Annotated in this window: 12 protein-coding genes; 7 read left to right on the top strand and 5 right to left on the bottom strand. The window is 44.7% G+C overall.

Annotated elements, in window-relative coordinates; translation table 11 throughout:
• Positions 1-22 precede the first annotated feature (22 nt).
• A complete protein-coding gene (locus tag ACOJUR_RS11740; RefSeq protein ID WP_072872654.1) occupies positions 23-256 on the top strand; it encodes a TM2 domain-containing protein in 234 nt (77 codons plus the stop codon).
• Between the two features lie 119 nt (positions 257-375).
• Positions 376-1353, top strand: coding sequence for a tRNA dihydrouridine synthase DusB (gene dusB, locus ACOJUR_RS11735; RefSeq protein WP_072872653.1), 978 nt, complete (start codon positions 376-378; stop codon positions 1351-1353).
• Positions 1354-1483: 130 nt separating this feature from the next.
• Here dusB and ACOJUR_RS11730 read toward each other — a convergent pair whose 3' ends face one another.
• Positions 1484-1615, bottom strand: a complete 132-nt coding sequence (locus tag ACOJUR_RS11730) for a hypothetical protein (RefSeq protein ID WP_255567416.1) — start codon at positions 1613-1615, stop codon at positions 1484-1486.
• Between the two features lie 158 nt (positions 1616-1773).
• A complete protein-coding gene (locus ACOJUR_RS11725; RefSeq protein WP_238413667.1) occupies positions 1774-2985 on the bottom strand; it encodes an MFS transporter in 1212 nt (403 codons plus the stop codon).
• Positions 2986-3177: 192 nt separating this feature from the next.
• Between ACOJUR_RS11725 and ACOJUR_RS11720 the strand changes: the two genes are divergently transcribed.
• Positions 3178-6672, top strand: coding sequence for a PD-(D/E)XK nuclease family protein (locus ACOJUR_RS11720; RefSeq protein WP_420950066.1), 3495 nt, complete (start codon positions 3178-3180; stop codon positions 6670-6672).
• Entirely contained in the window at positions 6669-10394 is a 3726-nt protein-coding gene (locus ACOJUR_RS11715) for a UvrD-helicase domain-containing protein (RefSeq protein ID WP_420950065.1), read from the top strand. Before ACOJUR_RS11720 ends, ACOJUR_RS11715 begins: the two co-directional genes overlap by 4 nt.
• A 93-nt stretch (positions 10395-10487) precedes the next feature.
• Here ACOJUR_RS11715 and galU read toward each other — a convergent pair whose 3' ends face one another.
• Positions 10488-11396: a UTP--glucose-1-phosphate uridylyltransferase GalU gene (galU, locus tag ACOJUR_RS11710; protein ID WP_072872650.1), complete on the bottom strand. Its 909-nt coding sequence runs from the start codon at positions 11394-11396 to the stop codon at positions 10488-10490.
• Positions 11397-11622: 226 nt separating this feature from the next.
• Here galU and ACOJUR_RS11705 point away from each other — a divergent pair, with 226 nt between their 5' ends.
• Positions 11623-11919, top strand: coding sequence for a hypothetical protein (locus ACOJUR_RS11705; RefSeq protein ID WP_420950064.1), 297 nt, complete (start codon positions 11623-11625; stop codon positions 11917-11919).
• Positions 11920-12048: 129 nt separating this feature from the next.
• Positions 12049-13569 carry a phosphoenolpyruvate carboxykinase (ATP) gene (locus ACOJUR_RS11700; protein WP_165611913.1) on the top strand — a complete coding sequence of 507 codons (1521 nt, stop codon included), beginning with the start codon at positions 12049-12051 and terminating at the stop codon, positions 13567-13569.
• Positions 13570-13677: 108 nt separating this feature from the next.
• On the opposite strand, the gene ACOJUR_RS11695 is transcribed toward ACOJUR_RS11700, so the two are convergent.
• Both ACOJUR_RS11695 and ACOJUR_RS11690 read right to left on the bottom strand, forming a co-directional pair.
• Positions 13678-14904, bottom strand: a complete 1227-nt coding sequence (locus ACOJUR_RS11695; RefSeq protein ID WP_420950063.1) for a molybdopterin molybdotransferase MoeA — start codon at positions 14902-14904, stop codon at positions 13678-13680.
• An 18-nt stretch (positions 14905-14922) separates the two neighbouring features.
• A complete protein-coding gene (locus ACOJUR_RS11690) occupies positions 14923-15879 on the bottom strand; it encodes an aldo/keto reductase family protein (protein WP_306952774.1) in 957 nt (318 codons plus the stop codon).
• A gap of 232 nt (positions 15880-16111) precedes the next feature.
• Here ACOJUR_RS11690 and ACOJUR_RS11685 point away from each other — a divergent pair, with 232 nt between their 5' ends.
• Positions 16112-16654, top strand: coding sequence for a peptidylprolyl isomerase (locus ACOJUR_RS11685; RefSeq protein WP_203115334.1), 543 nt, complete (start codon positions 16112-16114; stop codon positions 16652-16654).
• Positions 16655-16663 lie beyond the last annotated feature (9 nt).

Here is a 16663-nt window from a genome sequence, read left to right as displayed (position 1 = left end):
TTCGGGAATGGAGGTTCAGCATGTGCAGCGTTCAGTGGCAATTGCGTACGTGTTGTGGTTTTTTCTTGGATATTTAGGAATTCATCGGATTTATTGTGGAAGAGTTGGCAGCGGAGTCACGATGTTGATACTCTCAGTTTTGGGTACACTTACGGTAGGAGTTGGTATAGGTAGATTTTTACTTTTTATCGTAGGTGTGTGGTGGCTCATTGATTTATTTCTTACAGCGGGAATGGCTATGTCCTACCGAAAATAGAAATGGAGAGGCTGATGGCCGAGGGCAAGCTTTGACATACTGGCAACATAAGCTTGCCCTTCAAACATGAATTTGCTAATCTACAACACGGTAGTCTTCGTTGGAAAGGAGGCGTTACCGTGCTGAAAATTAGAGATGTTCAACTGGACAATCCTGTTATTCTTGCCCCCATGGCTGGTGTGTGCAATCCGGCTTTTCGCATATTGGCCAAGGAACTAGGAGCAGGGATGGTTTGTGCGGAGATGGTCAGTGATAAAGCGTTAGTTCATGGAAATCAAAAAAGCCAAAAAATGTTGACCATATTGCCAGATGAGCATCCTGTCTCTCTACAACTGGTAGGTTATGACAAGGAGTCAATGGTAAAGGCGGCTGAAATGGTTGGCGAAACGAATGCAGATATCATTGATATCAATATGGGTTGCCCAGTTTTGAAAATTTATAAAAACGGATCGGGCGCAGCATTAGCGCGTAATCCTGAATATGCCGCATCCATTGTCAAGGAAGTTGTGGAGCGGGTAAACAAGCCTGTAACAGTAAAGTTTCGCAAAGGTTGGGATGATGACCACGTCAATGCTGTGGAAGTTGCACTGGCTGTAGTTGAGGCTGGGGCGTGTGCGGTTACTTTGCATGGTCGCACTGCTAAACAGATGTATACAGGTTATGCAGATTGGTCTATTATTGCCAGTGTCAAACAGGCTGTCAATGTACCGGTTATTGGTAACGGAGATATTGCTTCGCCAGAAGACGCCTATCGTATGATGATGGAAACTGGATGCGATGGAGTCATGGTCGGTCGAGCTGCGCTTGGTAATCCGTGGATATTTAGAGAAATTGCACATTTTTTAGAAACTGGTCAAAAAATTGAAAAACCTGGGGTGGATGAACGCATAACAGTTGCCTTGCGCCATTTAGAATTGCTAGTGGCTGAAAAAGGTGAAGTTGTGGGTGTCAAAGAGATGCGTAAGCATGCTGCTTGGTATATCAAAGGTCTGCCCGGCTGTGCAGAAATGCGTAATTTTATTAATGAACAGACAACTTTAGCAGGCATGCGCAATACCTTATTGTCCTATCGACAGGAAATTCTGGCGGTAAGTTGAGTTGCTGATTTGCACATAAGGAAACCGCGACTCTTAAGAACTGCGGTTTTTTGTCAGTACGCCCTGCATTGGCGGGAATCTAGTGGTGTGAGAGGTTGGGGGGCTATGCGCCCCCTCCTACTCGATAGTCTTAATATACAACGCCAGGCGCAGTGGTTGCTGCAGCTGCAGCTGTGTAACCAGGAACCAAAAGGAAGAAGAGAACAAAGATAATCAAAAATACGACTGCCCATTGTGTATAACCACCAAATGCTCCATACATACTGATATCATCCTTTCTAAGTTTAGGTTTGAGGGTGAACAGCGACTCTGTGAAGAACTTTGGCGTTTACAAAGTATTCTTCGTTGTCGCAGAGTCTGGTATATAGTATGGAGAAGGTGTAGAGTTGGAGTGGGCGACGGCCTGCATCAGTTTAATTTCTACTCGTCGAGAGCTTTTCCCCTTGTTTCCCGGCCAAAGAACAGTACAATCAAAAAACCAAACAACGTCACTAGGAAGAACAACCCAAAGATATTCTCAAACGTAACGTGGGTGGCGAGCAGATAACCTGTCAAGAAGGGAGCCACTACCCCACCCAGTCGTCCGAAACCAGCTGCCCAACCCATTCCGGAAGCACGGGCGCGAACAGGAAACTGTTCAACAGTAAACACATAGGTACCGGCGAAGGCGGCCAGCATAAAAAAGGATAACAGTAATCCAAACAGAATTAACATGGCCGTTGATTGAGCAAAACCAAAACCGAGCGCAGATAGAGCAGCGAGCAACATAGCAGGCAATAATGTCCATTTTCTCCCGATTTTTTCGACAAGCCAAGCAGCGGTGAGATAGCCGGGAACTTGAGCAAGTGTCATAATAAGTACATATCCAATCGAGTGGACCAGCGAATAACCATGTAAGGCCATGACGGATGGCAGCCAAAGAAACATACCATAATAGGCAAAGTTCATGACAGCCCAGAGGATCCATGTGACCATGGACTGTTTGGCTAGATGTCCGCTCCAAATAAGACGAAATGTTTGTCTAATGTTTAGACGTTTTTCTAATTTTTGATATTTCGAGGTTTCTGGAAGCGCTCGGCGTAAAACAAGTGTGTAAAGTGCGGGAAGTGCTCCAAGTGCAAATACAATGCGCCATCCGAGTGTGGGTAAGACAAAAAAAGACAAGAGAGCAGCTACCAATGAGCCGACAGCCCAAAATGTTTCCAAATAAACCGCTCGACGAGCGCGTACTGATTCAGGAGACATTTCTACGACATACGTCGTCGCCACTGGTAATTCACCACCGAGGCCAAGGCCAACAAAAAAGCGTAGTACAAGAAAGATGCCAACTCCCATAGCCAAGGCAGAAAGTCCTGTAGCAAGACTGTAGATCAGCAAAGTAATCATAAAAAGCGATTTTCTTCCAAATCGATCAGCCATTGCTCCAGCCAATGCAGAACCTATTGCCATACCAATTAAGGACATACTGCCGAGTAATCCGGACATCGTTGGGGCCAAGTGCCAATTTTTCTCCAATGAGAGTAGAACATAGGAGAGCAGGCCAACGTCCATGGCGTCAAACAGCATACCAAGTCCAGAGACAGTAATCATTTTTCGAGCCGAAATGTTTGGAACGGCCAATCTTTCTGCCATATCCAGCATCTCCTTTCTGTAGTTTTCCGTCCCAACCGTTGGTCTATTACAGCGCATTTTGGCAAACGCATTGGGGGATATACCGTCATATGAATATTGGCTGAGAAACGTGATTTCTGCCTAAAGATAAAAATGCTGCACATGGTTGATAAGTAAGACGAAAAATGGTCGGAGATAAAGGAATGGATTCTTATGACTACAATTGAGTTGTGGATTGGCCCGGCCGGATCGGGCAAAACAGAAGAACTTGCAAGAGTTGCGGCTGAACAGCAGAACCAATTTCCGTTCGGTCCGCCTGTATACTGGATTACACCAACAGCAGTGGCCTTTGTGGCGGAGCAGCAGTTATTGTCCACAGTCAAAGCTGCAACGCGTGTCCAGGTATTGCCATGGGAGCGTTTTGTGGAGACATTATTTTTGCGATCCGGCAAAAAACCACCACGTTTCAATCAAACTGGACGACGGCTATTGCTGAGGCAGGTTTATGAGCAGGTAGCACCTTCGCTTCATCTGCTCCGTCGTGTGCAACCTTCTATTTCCTATCTTGATGCCATACTTGCAGTTTTTGAAGAGTTGACAGCATACGGCGCTCCATTGCATCGAATGGATGGCTGGTTAGAGTCGGCAGCGACTGAACTGGCATCTGTAAGTCATCGAGGTATGCGTCAACGAGGTCAATTGTTGCTTGATAAATTGCGTGAATTGACGATTCTCTATCGTGGATATCAGTCGGCTCTAAATCATTTGGGGGAAACTCAATTTTCAGAAGTGATTCCCTTAATAAAGGAAGCATCGTGGATACAAGGAGGAAAATTTTATTTTGACGGGTTTCTGGAATGGACACCAGCCATGCTGGCAGTGCTTCAGGAATTAGCGGAAAAAGCGGATGATATAGTCATCACCTTGCAAGGAGATGAACGTTTTTTCCTATCCAAAGAGGTACAAGCAGAGCTTGACAAAGTACGCAAAGGAGAAATTCCGCTGCACTCTCTGATGGATACCTTGCTTTCTATGCCAGAAGAAACAGCATGGCAATGGTTAAATCTACGTTCTTTGCTTTTAATGGAGGATGCCTTTACGGCAGAACGGGTGCGTTTTCGGTTTTTTTCTGATAAAGCTGAAAATCGTTTGGGTGAAGTGATGAGTTATAACAGCGTCGCAGAGGAATTGTACGCTGTAGCAGGTCGAATTTTACAACTTGCGGTGGAGAAGGACGCAAATTTTTCTGACATTGCCGTAGTTTTACCAAGAATGGATGAATATCAAGCGCAACTTGAAAGAATTTTTTCTTTGTTCCAGATCCCATACAACTTAGATGTTTTTTCTAAACTTTCTTCCCATCCTCTCGTACGCTATCTCATTTCATCTTTGCAATGCTTTCAATACGATTTCTCTTATGAATCCATGTTGAATTGGGGACCTGCTGAATTTTCCGGGATGAGTGACGAGATGCTGGATAGGCTCAAGAGTTACATCGAAACTTATCGTGTTTCTGGACAGGACATTTGGTTTTGTTCAGAACCTTGGCGGTTTGCATCCTTTCGAGAAAGTGTGAATAGAGAAGATTTTGCGGCTCAAGAAGATGCACGAATGGACGAGTTGCGCCGTAGAGTGGTTGAGAGGCTGACGCCGCTTGCCGTATTTCGTCAGGCTGAACTCACGCCACATCAAGCTGCGCTTGCCATTTGGGATTTTCTGAATACTTCTGGTGCAGGATCTGTGATGGCGCAATGGATTACGGAACCGAAAAGTACGGAAGAATTACAAGTTGCTAGCCAGCACGAACAAGCATGGGACAAGCTGATATCCTTATTGGATAATCTTCACGTTCTATCGACGGAACATCCAATTTCCAATTCAAGCTTGCAAACGATTCTCTTGACTCATTTGCAAGAAGAGCCTTTGGCTGGCATCCCTGCTGGGCTGAACCGTGTATTGGTCACAACATATGAGCGGGCACGTTCTTGGCGCAAACCCTATGTATTTGTACTTGGATGCCATCAAAAAAATCTACCTGCACAGCGAGATAAGCAAAAATTATTGCAAGATGAAGATCGTTTGCTCTTTTATCAACTCTTCCATCATTCGCTTGGCTGGACAAGTAAAGAACAAAGAATGGCAAGTCAGGAAGAAGCTTATCAATTGATGACCCGTGCGAGTTGCAAAACCACTTTTACATGGTCTCGTTTTACAGAGGATGGAAGTGAGACGAGCCTATCCAATTATCTTCATCCAGCATTCTGTAAAGCTTATTGTCATCTACAAATCGGCGTGACAAAAGCTGAAAAAGAACATGCGGATGTTGTTCAAACCATCTGGTTGACACCTAATGCCGCTCAAGAAAGATTGTTTCGTGAATTGAGTGCTGCGTCGCACGGAGAGTCTATAGGCAGTTTGCCGTCGCTTCTGGAATGGTATATTCAGCAATCTCCCGATGGAGAAACCGAAAAATGGCAGGGCTTTCGATTTCAACTGGCATCCAAAAACTTACCTGAGGAACTTATGGAAAAACTTTGCGGCAGTGTTTTGGAGACTAACGCTCACGCGATTGAAAGCTATTATGCTTGTCCCTATCAACACTTTTCTCGTTTTATTTTGCGACTTCCAGAACCTCGCCTTTCGCTATCACGGGATGCGCGCGAGCGGGGCAATCTGTTGCATGAAGTGCTTTCTGTATATACTCAAAAATTCACAAAGAGTCCGGAGTTGTGGCAATCACTGACCCGTGAACAATCCTTGTTTTTTATGGAAGAGACGTTACAACAAGTGTTGCATACCGCTCTTTATTCGGTATGGGAAAGTGAGCCGTTGAAGCAGGCAAACTTGCCGCATATTCGAAAGGTTTTAGAACTTGTTGCTGAATTGCAGTCTGAGGCTTCAAAGTACAGCTCTTTTAGACCGGTGTTGAGTGAAGCTTCGTTTGGTATGCCAAACGAAGCTGGAAGCATCATTTCTCCTTTACAAATTGTCGATGAGCAAGGTAGATTGACGAAAATTCGTGGTCGGGTCGATCGCGTTGAAGTAGATCCAGCACGTCAACTGTTTCGGGTTATCGATTTTAAAACCGGAAAGAAAAAAATGGATTTTAATTTATTTTTTCATGGTTTGCAATTACAGTTGCCACTTTATGGTCTGGTCTTGGAAAAAGCTAGTCAGGACTGGTGGAGTGAACCGCTTAGCTTGGCAGCCTTACATTATCAGCCACTTCATGTTGAGAGTAAATTATTGTGGGTTCCAGAAGATACGGCAAAAGCACGGCAGTCTGTGATTCAATCTTTGCGCAGTTCTGGTTGGATTAAAGGTGATAAAAAAGTAGTAGAAGCTCTTGACCGACGTTTGATGCAAGGTGCTGCTACCCCGCTGTTTACAAAAGTTATGACTAAAAAAGAAGAATTTGATCAACGTGCACCGATCTTTTTGGAAAATATGTGGGATTGGATGAAAGAGCATGCCATTGAGAAGGTCAGCGCTTTTTCTCGTGAAGTGCGGCAAGGGAGTGTGGCTGTGACGCCTTATCGTCTTCCTGGTGGTCAAATGGCATGTCGCTATTGCAATTTCCAGCCGCTTTGTCATTTTGAACCTCATCATCACGGAAATGTAGTGCGACGTTTAAGTCAAGTGACGAAATCTTCATTTTTCCTAGACGAAAATCAACAGGTCCTTGGGAAAGAGAGTGAAGCGGATTGAATTCCTGGTTACTGCCGTCTTTTACCACCCGTCAACTGCAAGCCATCACAGCTAAAGAAGGCGATACCCTGGTTTTTGCGGGAGCCGGATCGGGCAAAACTTCGGCGCTAGTGGAGCGAGTGCTTTATATGTTACTGAACGAACCGGAGATGAGTATGGAGAGAATGCTGCTCGTGACTTTTACAGAAGCAGCAGCGGAACAGATGAAGGCACGAATTGGCAAACGTCTGCAGGATTGTCTGCAAGGACCATTGACAACAAGTGAACGCCGCAAAGTCTTGCTCGCCTTGCGGCAGTTACCGTATGCGCAAATCTCCACTCTTCATGCTTTTTGTAACGAAGTCGTCAAGAAAAATTTTTTATTACTTGGTATTAGCCCTGATGTACGTTTGATGGACGAAGCTGAGCAACGTTATGTGTGGCATCAGACGGCGAATGTTGTGGTGGAAGACCAGTTGCAGAATCCGCCGGTGCAACTCCTCATAGAGTCTCTAGGTCTTCAAGCGGATAAGCTTGCTGAAGTCTTAATGGATTTGTATCGTTTGGCGGTCAGTCAACCTGAACCTATCGCTTGGTTGACGCGAATTCAAGAACAATTCGCTGCAGGTGAACAATTGGTAGATGAACCTTGGTTTAAAGATTTTTTTCAATGGGTAGCTGATGGTGTGGAAGAAGCTGGTATTTATTTACGCAAAGCATGCGATTTGGCGTCTATGGATGAATCTTTGCAGCGTTATCATGATTCTCTTGAGCAAATGCTCCTGCTTTGGCCCTCCTTGTCGAAGGCGCTTGCTGACAGGAAGATAGAGGACGTTTCTGCGTCTATCGAGGAAATGCTCAACCGTACTGGAAGACCGGCTGTCAGAGGAAGTGCGCCTTATATTGAAGAGATAAAACTGTTGCGCAATGAAGCTATGAGCTTATTGAAAAATCGTCTGGAATTGTTGAAGCGAGGCAGTATCGCACTTCATAGTGATCTGATGATTTTAAAACCAGCCGTAGACCAGTTGATCGATTTGACAAAGTTGTATGCTGAACGGCTTTGGAAAGAAAAGTTGATCTTGAATGTATTGGATTTCCATGATTTAGAACAATTAGCGTATCAGGTTTTAAGCAAATCGGATACCGCTGAGCGCCATCTTCTCCAGGAACAGTTTATTGCCGTGTTTATTGACGAATATCAAGACACGAGTCCTATACAAAATCAGATTCTCCAAGCGATTCGTCGGCCTGATGGCAACCTTTTTATGGTTGGAGATATTAAACAGAGCATATATCGATTTCGTATGGCAGAACCGAGTTTATTTCTGGAAGCTTTCACTGAAATGCGTCGTGATCGACCGTCGTCAGTGGTTTATTTGCAAGAAAATTTTCGCAGTCGAGTGGAAGTTGTAGAATTTGTGAACTGGTTGTTTCGTCATTTATTTCAAGAAGATACCGTAGGTTTTGTTTATGACGAACAGGCCGAGATGCGAGCGGCAGGTCAATATCCGGATGGTCAAGGTAGTGTAGAAATACATTTGATTGAAAATACTCATCAGCCAGAAGATCGAGAGGCAGACCAAGATGATGAAGAGGGATCTGCAGATTGGCAAGATCTTTTGAACTTTGAGAAGGAAGCTCATTATGTGGCTTGGCAAATTGCTGCCATGATTGGCAAAATCCCTGGACAAATGCCTTATAAAGTTTGGGACGGCGAACAGCAGCAGTTGCGAACAGCGCTTGCTTCAGATGTTGCCATTTTACTGCGTTCACCAAAGGGACGAACGGGCGCGCTGGTCGATGCGTTATTCAAATATGGCATTGCTGCACAAAGTGACGAACAAGAAAGTCAAAAAACTGGACTTGAGATTGTCTGGTTACATGCTTTAATGGCAGTTCTGGTCAATGCTCGCCGCGAGTTTGATCTCGCTGTACTCTTGAAATCGCCGTTTGTACGTTTACAGGATCAACAATTAGCGGAAATCAGGACGTTACCATTTCGCCATCTGACAGAAGCAGTTCGTCTGGCAGCTTCGGCGCAGGAATTGCCTGACGGTAGTCTAATCAGCGAGCAGACACGAAGTGACCTCAGGCGTTTTCTGAGTCAATTACAATCATGGCGTCATGCTTTAAAGGAACGTCCCTTTTCTAACGTACTTCGTCAAATTGTTGCCGAGACCAACTATCTCGAATATGTCCTTGGAATGCCTGATGGTACTTTTCGTGCTCAGCATGTGGAGGCTTTTCTGAAACGTGCTGATAAATTTGTTGAGGGGCATGCCGATCATCTTAGTGATTTTTTGGCTGTAGAGGAGCGTCTGCAAGGCATGGCTTCTCCATCGGTGACACAGATGGGTGAAGGAGAAAACAATGCGGTACGCATTCTCTCTATCCACAAAAGTAAAGGACTAGAGTTTCCAATTGTTTGGATTGCTGGGCTAGGCTCTGGTTTTAACCGTAAAGATTTAAAACGATCGCTGTTTTTGCACCGACACTATGGGATTGGTCCGCAGATGCGCGATATATTATCGATGCAACGCTGGAAAACAGCCGTCCATTTGGCTATGGAGCATCGAGAAGAGGCCGAGATGATGGCTGAAGAAGCGCGTATTTTATACGTTGCTATGACAAGGGCAAAAGAGCATTTGCGTATTTCTGGTTATTTACCTAAAAGTGAGAATCGTATAGCAGAGTTGTTGCTGCAATCTGAATCTAGCAGTTTCTCCTCCGCTTTTCGCCACGCAGCAAATATGGGGGAATGGTTTCTTTTAGCCTTTTGTCGAACTGCTTCCTTGCGAAATCTTGTCGAGAGGCAATTGGAACAATCAGGAGAAGCTAAGAGCATGCAGTGGGAGAATTTTAGAGTTAAGGTGATTCCACAGTCCTCTCTGGAATCCATGTTTGTCCATCAGATTGAAGAAGAAGGAAAAAATTCCAACCCGTCGTTGCGACTGAAGGATTCAGAGTCAGTGAGTGATTGGTTGCACCGCTTGAAAAGTCAGTTCACTGATAGGAATTCATTGACCGTTCGAGTGGTTGAACCGCCCCAATCGTTTGATTTTGCAGCCAAAATTTCCGCCACGGAGCTGCGGAGGTTGGTCCGACAGCAAGAACAAACACTTTCGAGTGGGAGAGCAGAGCAACTTTTAGCCAAACCCATTTTTGCTATGGATGGCACTATAAGTGGGCGCCATCGCGGTACAGCATTCCATCAAGTCATGTTGCATTTACCGTTTGCTGAAAAACTGTCAGAAGAGAAGTTGTGTGAAGTTTTAAATGATCTGGTGGTCGAGGGTAAAATCACAGAAGACGTACGTTTATCTGTAGATCTTTCGTCCATTCAACAGTGGTTGAACAGTGAATTGGCAACTCGGTTGCGTCACGCTGAAATCGTATTACGAGAGCAACCGTTTTTCGGCAAATTATCTCTTTTCTCTCAAGGCACTTCAGATGTAGATCCGTTTGTCATTATTCAGGGCGTGATGGATGTGTTGGCAAAAGATAAACGGGGTTGGTTTGTGGTGGATTATAAGACCGATCGCGTTCAAAAACAGGGTATACAACACTTGCTGAAAGACTATCAACCGCAGATTGAAGTTTATCGACGGATCGCCCAAAATGTAGTTGGTGAAGATGTTCAAGCTTATCTGTATTTCGTGGATGCAGCTGTTACATGGGAGGTACTGCCTATTTCACTGGAGCAGATGCTAGGAAGTGTTATTCTGAGAGAGGATATTTAGGTAAAACAGAGGACGACATCACATAAAATAGGGCAGACATGAAAAGTCCGCCCTATCCGTTCGTTGTCCTACGAGATGTTTGTGAGCCTCGGTTTAAGAAGAAGCAAGTTTTGTGCGCAACATCTCATTTGTAGAAATTTTGTCCTTTAAATCAGAAAGCAGACTTTCGGCAAGAGAAGGAACAGCCATAGCGAAGGATAGATTCGCGCGCAACCATCCTTCCAGGTTGCCAATATCGTGGCGAGTGCCCAGAAAAGGATAAGCTTCAACCAAATTTTTTTGCGCCAGAGTTTCAATGGCGTCTGTGAGTTGAAGTTCCCCTCCCAGTCCAAGCGGTGTCTCTTCAAGGATGTCAAAAATACTGGGTGGCAAGACATATCGTCCTAGTACAGCCAAATTAGATGGGGCATTATCGGAGTTTGGTTTCTCGATCACAGATTGCACGGCGAAAGTACCACTGGAAGGGTTGACGACTCCAGATGGTTTGACGATTCCGTATTTGGATACATCTTTCGCTGGCACTTGTTGCACACCAAGCAATGCCTTGTCGCCCTGTGTATAGTTAGATATCAATTGGGCAGTGACAGGCACTTCTGCCTGAATAATATCGTCTCCGAGGAGAACAGCAAACGGCTCTTGCCCAATGAATGATTTGGCGCAAAGAATAGCGTGTCCCAGCCCGAGTGGAGTTTTTTGACGCACATAATGGATGTCCACCATGTCTGAAATTTTTTTGACCTCTGTCAGCATGCTGGATTTTCGGCTTTGTTCTAAATGAAATTCCAATTCAGGAGAACGATCAAAATGGTCTTCAATAGCTTTTTTCGCTCTGCCAGTAATCAGCAGGATTTCTTCAATACCTGCGTAAACAGCTTCTTCAACAATATATTGAATGCATGGTTTATTCAGGATGGGCAACATCTCTTTTGGAACAGCTTTCGTTGCTGGCAACATGCGAGTTCCAAATCCGGCAGCAGGAATGACTGCTTTCCGCACTTTCATGCCCGCACACCTCCTTCGCGCATTAAAAAAATGAAGAAATTAATCCATGGATTGGTTGTTCATTTTGATATTCACTGAGCATCATTATACTGCACCAAAGACGTAACAGCTAATTCTAGGCACTTCGACATGATTGTGGAGAATCCTGCAATGGTAGTTTTTCATTCAATTCAATGGATACTCTGCGAGTTTTCAATTTTGAACTTCCATCAAAGGAGACAAAATAATGTCTGAATGGACATGGTTGCATCAATATTTTCCTATTGCTGATATAGAGTTGATGGGTCCACCCATTCCTGCCAAAGCGGCTAATGTTTTAGTCCGAACGGTACGACTAGTGAGTTCAGGGGAGGAACGTACATTTACAGTTCGTGTGGCCCCGCATCCAGTCGCTCCATTTCAACATCATCCCTGGATACAGTCATTTTCAGAAAATGAATTGTTATTCCCCGGAAATGCAGTGCGGGATTTTCGCATAAATATCTATAAAGATTTGAAGGAATTGCCGCCTTTTCGAAAATAATCAATCACAAATAGATAAATGTGACCTATAATATGATATAAATACTGGATCGACACGATATATTGTGTCATAATTAAATTGAGAAACAAATAGAACCATTGATGAATCAGGAAGGTGTGGATGCGCTCAATGAGGACGCAGCAATTGCAACCCGCTCAATTGGTGGAAGAGGCCATTCGCAGAAATGAAGGTGTACTTTTGTCGAATGGTGCACTATGCGCAGAAACTGGTCAATTTACCGGAAGATCGCCGAAGGATAAATATTTTGTCTCTTCTCCAGGTTTTAGTGCTCCTCCGGATATGCATCGGTGGTTATCTGAAGAGGTTTTTGAAAGTCTATTGCAACGAGCCATTCTTCACCTTGAAAATACAGGTGCGTATCAATTTGATGCGATTGTCAATCAGCATCCTAAATATGCGGTACCCATTCGCTTCTATACAGAATTTGCTTGGCATAATCTGTTTGTCCAAAATCTATTTTTGCCGGGTCAACCAGATGCGGAACCAGTCTATACGGTTTATGGTGTACCCAATATGAAAGCCAATCCAGAATCAGACGGTACTCAGTCTTCCACATTTATTGTGATTCATCCAGGTAAAAGAATTGTTTTAATTGGTGGTACAGAGTATGCTGGAGAATTGAAAAAATCCATTTTTACACTAATGCATCATGATTTGGTAAGCCGTGATGTACTTCCTATGCATTGTAGCGCATCGTTAGGTCAACATGGAGATGTAGCACTCTTTTTTGGTTTGTCGGGTACTGGAAAAACAACACTCTCCGCTCATCCTGAGCGCTCGTTGATTGGCGATGATGAGCATGGCTGGGGAGACGATGGTGTATTTAATATGGAAAATGGCTGCTATGCTAAGTGTATTGGATTGTCAGAAGAGAAGGAGCCGGATATTTACCGCGCCATTCGTTTTGGAACTGTACTTGAAAATGTGGTTTACGACGAATATCGCCATCCGCTCTATCATGATGATTCAAAGACGGAAAATACGCGCGCAGCCTATCCACTAGAATTTATCGAAAAATCTATTCCCGAACCGAGAGCAGGCCATCCAAGCGCTATTGTTTTCCTTTCTGCTGATGCAACGGGTGTGCTTCCCACAGTTGCTCGTTTGCAACCCGAAGATGTGAAACGCCATTTCTTGCTCGGATATACAAGTAAATTAGCAGGAACGGAGCGGGGGGTTACGGCTCCGGAACCTACCTTCTCTGCTTGCTTTGCAGCTCCCTTTATTACAGATTCTCCTAGTCGATATGCGCAAATGCTGATGGAACGTGTGCAACAGCACCAGGTTCCTGTTTATCTATTGAATACAGGCTGGCCTGGTGGCGGCATTGCACGCACAGGCAGAATGCCTCTCGTCAGTACACGCGCTATAGTGGATATGATCCTGAGCGGACAGTTAGCAAATGTGGAATACCGCCGAGACGATGATTTGATGATGGATATCCCTGTTGCTCTCGACGGTATTGAGTCGCGCTATTTACATCCTGAGGAAGGGTTTACAGATAGTGACGCCTACATGAAGGAAAAAACGAAGCTTGTTCAAGCGTTTCAATCTCGATTACAAACGCTATTGCCGAAAGGGACGGGAGAATGGACAGAGACAGGGCAATTGGCGTCTATCAAAGCTTAAATTTTGGCGGCTGAGAAACCTTGCATCACATGGAAATCCAGACCTGACAGCTTGGTTAGCTGCTGGTCTGGATTTTTCATTCAGTGTGCTATATTTCAGTGAGTGATTTTAGGAAAAGGCAAGAGGAAGAATTTGTATATTTACCCAACTTTCTTTCTTTAGCTGAGATTCTTGACTTTTCATGATAGCTTGACAGTCAGCTAAACCACGTACTAAGCCTGGTGACTGTTGTTCACTTGGCCAAACATGCCATACTCCGTCTATGATGCGTGCTTTAGAACGCAAAAAACGCACATGTGGAACAGATTTTAAATGAATATCTTCGGCCAGTCGCGCACGTGTTTCAAAAAGGTGGATTTGTTCGCTTTGGCTGTACAAAATGGCCGGACGAAGAAGCACATGGTACTGGATATACATAGCAGATGGATTGCCAGAAAGACCAATCAGTTTACACTGGTTCACTTTTCCTGCTACAAAGGGTCCACCTGGACGCATAAGCACACGAGAAATCGATAATTTGCCTGCTATATTTTCTAGAATGCTTGGTACAAAGTCAAAATCGCCTTTGGAAACACCGCCTGTTAGAATAACCCAATCTGACGTATGGGCGGCATTTTCAATCGCCTCTTGCAATTTTTCACGCTGGTCGGGAATGTGAGCGTGTCTTACAATGTGTGCACCGTCGGCCCGCAAAGCGTTTTCCAAAAACATGCCATTAGAGCCATAAATCTTTCCTGGTAGAAGCGGCGTTCCAGGTGAAATAAGTTCAGATCCGGTAGTGAGAATACTGACACGGGGCTTATGGAAAACTCTTACCCGTTCTTGACCAAAGGCTGAAAGAATGGCTAAGTGCTCAGCGTATAGGCGAGTGCGTGCCGGAATTAACAGTTCTCCAGGTTTGCCGTCCATCCCCGCGTTTTGAATGGATTCACCGCGAGCTGCAATCTCCAGTATACGAATCATATTTCCCTGTTCAAGCACTTCACACCATTCATGACGAACTACAGCAGCTGTTCCTTCAGGTATAGGTGCACCCGTCATAATTTTATAGCAAGTACCAGGTTGCAACTTCTCCGCCGGCCAGTCTCCTGCCGCCAATCGCCCCATCACTTTCAAAGGTTGATTGCCTTGTCGATCCGCTTCTGTGACTGCATAACCGTCCATCATAGCGCGGTGGAATGGAGGTACATGGGTCTGCGAGAAAACTTCTTCTGCTGTAATTCGCCCTAAAGCTTGAGCAATAGGTAGAGATTCCGCCTCATTTTGGCTGGAAGCTGCAAGTTCCAATATACGTTGTAAAGCTTCCTCATAGTCTATGGGAACCATTTTTGACATATCTATTCGTCCCCGAATTCAGTTGGATAAAATCTCTTCAATTCTCTCCAATGCGTCCGTTGGCAGAGTGCGTCCAACGGCTTTAACATTTTCTACAATCTGTTCAGGGCGCGACGCACCAATTAAAGCAGAACTTACGCTTGGTAAGCGCAGTACCCAAGCAATCGCTAATTGTGCTAAAGACATGCCCAGATCATTGGCGACCTGAATCAAAGACTCAATTTTCGCCAATTTATCCTCAGTTAAGTAGCGTTCTACAAAATGGCTCACTCGTTCCGTTGTGGCTCTTGAACCAGAAGGCAATGGCTGTCCTTTTCGATATTTTCCGGTCAATACTCCTTGGGCAAGTGGAGAAAAGACAACTTGTCCAATACCCGCTTCATCACAAACTGGAATGACATCAGATTCGATGTATCTCTGGAACATGTTGTAGACAGGCTGGCTCGCAGCTAGCTTATGTAAGCCGAGTTCTTTTTGGATGCGGCGTGCGTTTGCGATTTCCACGACGGGCCATTCACTGATACCAGCATAGCGGACTTTACCTGCTATAACGAGATCGTCCAGAGCACGAAGCGTTTCTTCTAAATCAGTGTTAGGGTCGAAACGATGGCAATACAAAATATCGACATAATCAACACCGAGAGACTTTAAGCTTTCATCGATTTGAGCCATAATATGCTTGCGGGACAATCCACTTTCGTTAGGGCGTTTGCCAATTGGAAAATAAACTTTGGTTGTGAGTACATAACTTTCTCTTGGATAAGGTCGCAACGCCTCACCCAGTACAACTTCTGCGGCGTGTGGCACAGAGCCGTAAACATTTGCGCAGTCAAAATGGTTAATCCCCTGCTCGTAGGCTTCTTTCACACAGGCCATAGATGCTTCACGTTCGGTGACAGTTCCGTATGTGAGCCAACTGCCAAGCGCAATTTCTGACACTTGCAAACCTGATTTTCCTAATCTGCGATACAGCAACGCTGACATCCCTCACTTTTGGGGTCAAACATGCTCAATGAGCGCTCGAACCCTCTTTTGAATAGGTCTCTATTTTAGGTATGAAAAAAGACCTTGTACTTATTTTAGCGAAGTTATGTAAGCAGGCGCAAACAAAAAACAGACTTCGCAACGGATTGGCACTTTGCGCATCAGCATGCCCTGTGGTAGTGTACTGGTGAAAAGAGGTAATCTACAAAAGGAGACAGGATAAATGGCTTCATCTTATCAACAACCACCAGCAATGCAACTTCAAGATGGCTCTCGATATGAAGCTCTCGTTAAAACGAATAAAGGTGAATTTACCATTGAGTTGTTTGCTTCGAAAACTCCTTTAACTGTGAATAATTTTGTTGCTTTGGCGCGGGACGGATATTATAATGGAGTAATTTTTCACAGAATCATTCGTGAATTTATGGTGCAAACAGGTGATCCGACAGGTACGGGAGCTGGTGGTCCAGGCTATCGCTTTCGAGACGAGTTGCCGCCTGTAGAACCTTATGGCCCAGGAATAGTGGCGATGGCCAATGCTGGTCCAAATACAAATGGCTCGCAATTTTTTATTTGTACCGGCTCTCAATGTCAACATTTAAACCGCCAACCGAATTATACGGTATTTGGCAAAGTCGTTCATGGCATGGATGTAGTGCTGAAAATAGCGGCTACACCTGTAAGACGATCTCGTTCAGGTGAAATGAGTGAACCGGAAGAAAAAGTCATGATGGAATCAGTGGAGATTTTGCAGTACGACGCTTGATGGGTTGCT

Origin of the sequence: Alicyclobacillus tolerans (assembly GCF_048984885.1) — a bacterium.
GTDB classification, from domain to species: domain Bacteria; phylum Bacillota; class Bacilli; order Alicyclobacillales; family Alicyclobacillaceae; genus Alicyclobacillus_I; species Alicyclobacillus_I tolerans.
Note: the sequence above shows the minus strand (reverse complement) of the source record. Positions and strands in the feature narration are given on the sequence as shown.

Bases quoted from the DNA above. Each gene is read 5' to 3' on its own strand.
- ACOJUR_RS11725 (WP_238413667.1), bottom strand. From the start codon at position 2,985: ATGGCAGAAAGATTGGCCGTTCCAAACATTTCGGCTCGAAAAATGATT.
- galU (WP_072872650.1), bottom strand. From the start codon at position 11,396: ATGAAAGTGCGGAAAGCAGTCATTCCTGCTGCCGGATTTGGAACTCGC.
- ACOJUR_RS11705 (WP_420950064.1), top strand. From the start codon at position 11,623: ATGTCTGAATGGACATGGTTGCATCAATATTTTCCTATTGCTGATATA.
- ACOJUR_RS11700 (WP_165611913.1), top strand. From the start codon at position 12,049: ATGAGGACGCAGCAATTGCAACCCGCTCAATTGGTGGAAGAGGCCATT.
- ACOJUR_RS11730 (WP_255567416.1), bottom strand. From the start codon at position 1,615: ATGTATGGAGCATTTGGTGGTTATACACAATGGGCAGTCGTATTTTTG.
- ACOJUR_RS11695 (WP_420950063.1), bottom strand. From the start codon at position 14,904: ATGTCAAAAATGGTTCCCATAGACTATGAGGAAGCTTTACAACGTATA.
- ACOJUR_RS11685 (WP_203115334.1), top strand. From the start codon at position 16,112: ATGGCTTCATCTTATCAACAACCACCAGCAATGCAACTTCAAGATGGC.
- ACOJUR_RS11720 (WP_420950066.1), top strand. From the start codon at position 3,178: ATGACTACAATTGAGTTGTGGATTGGCCCGGCCGGATCGGGCAAAACA.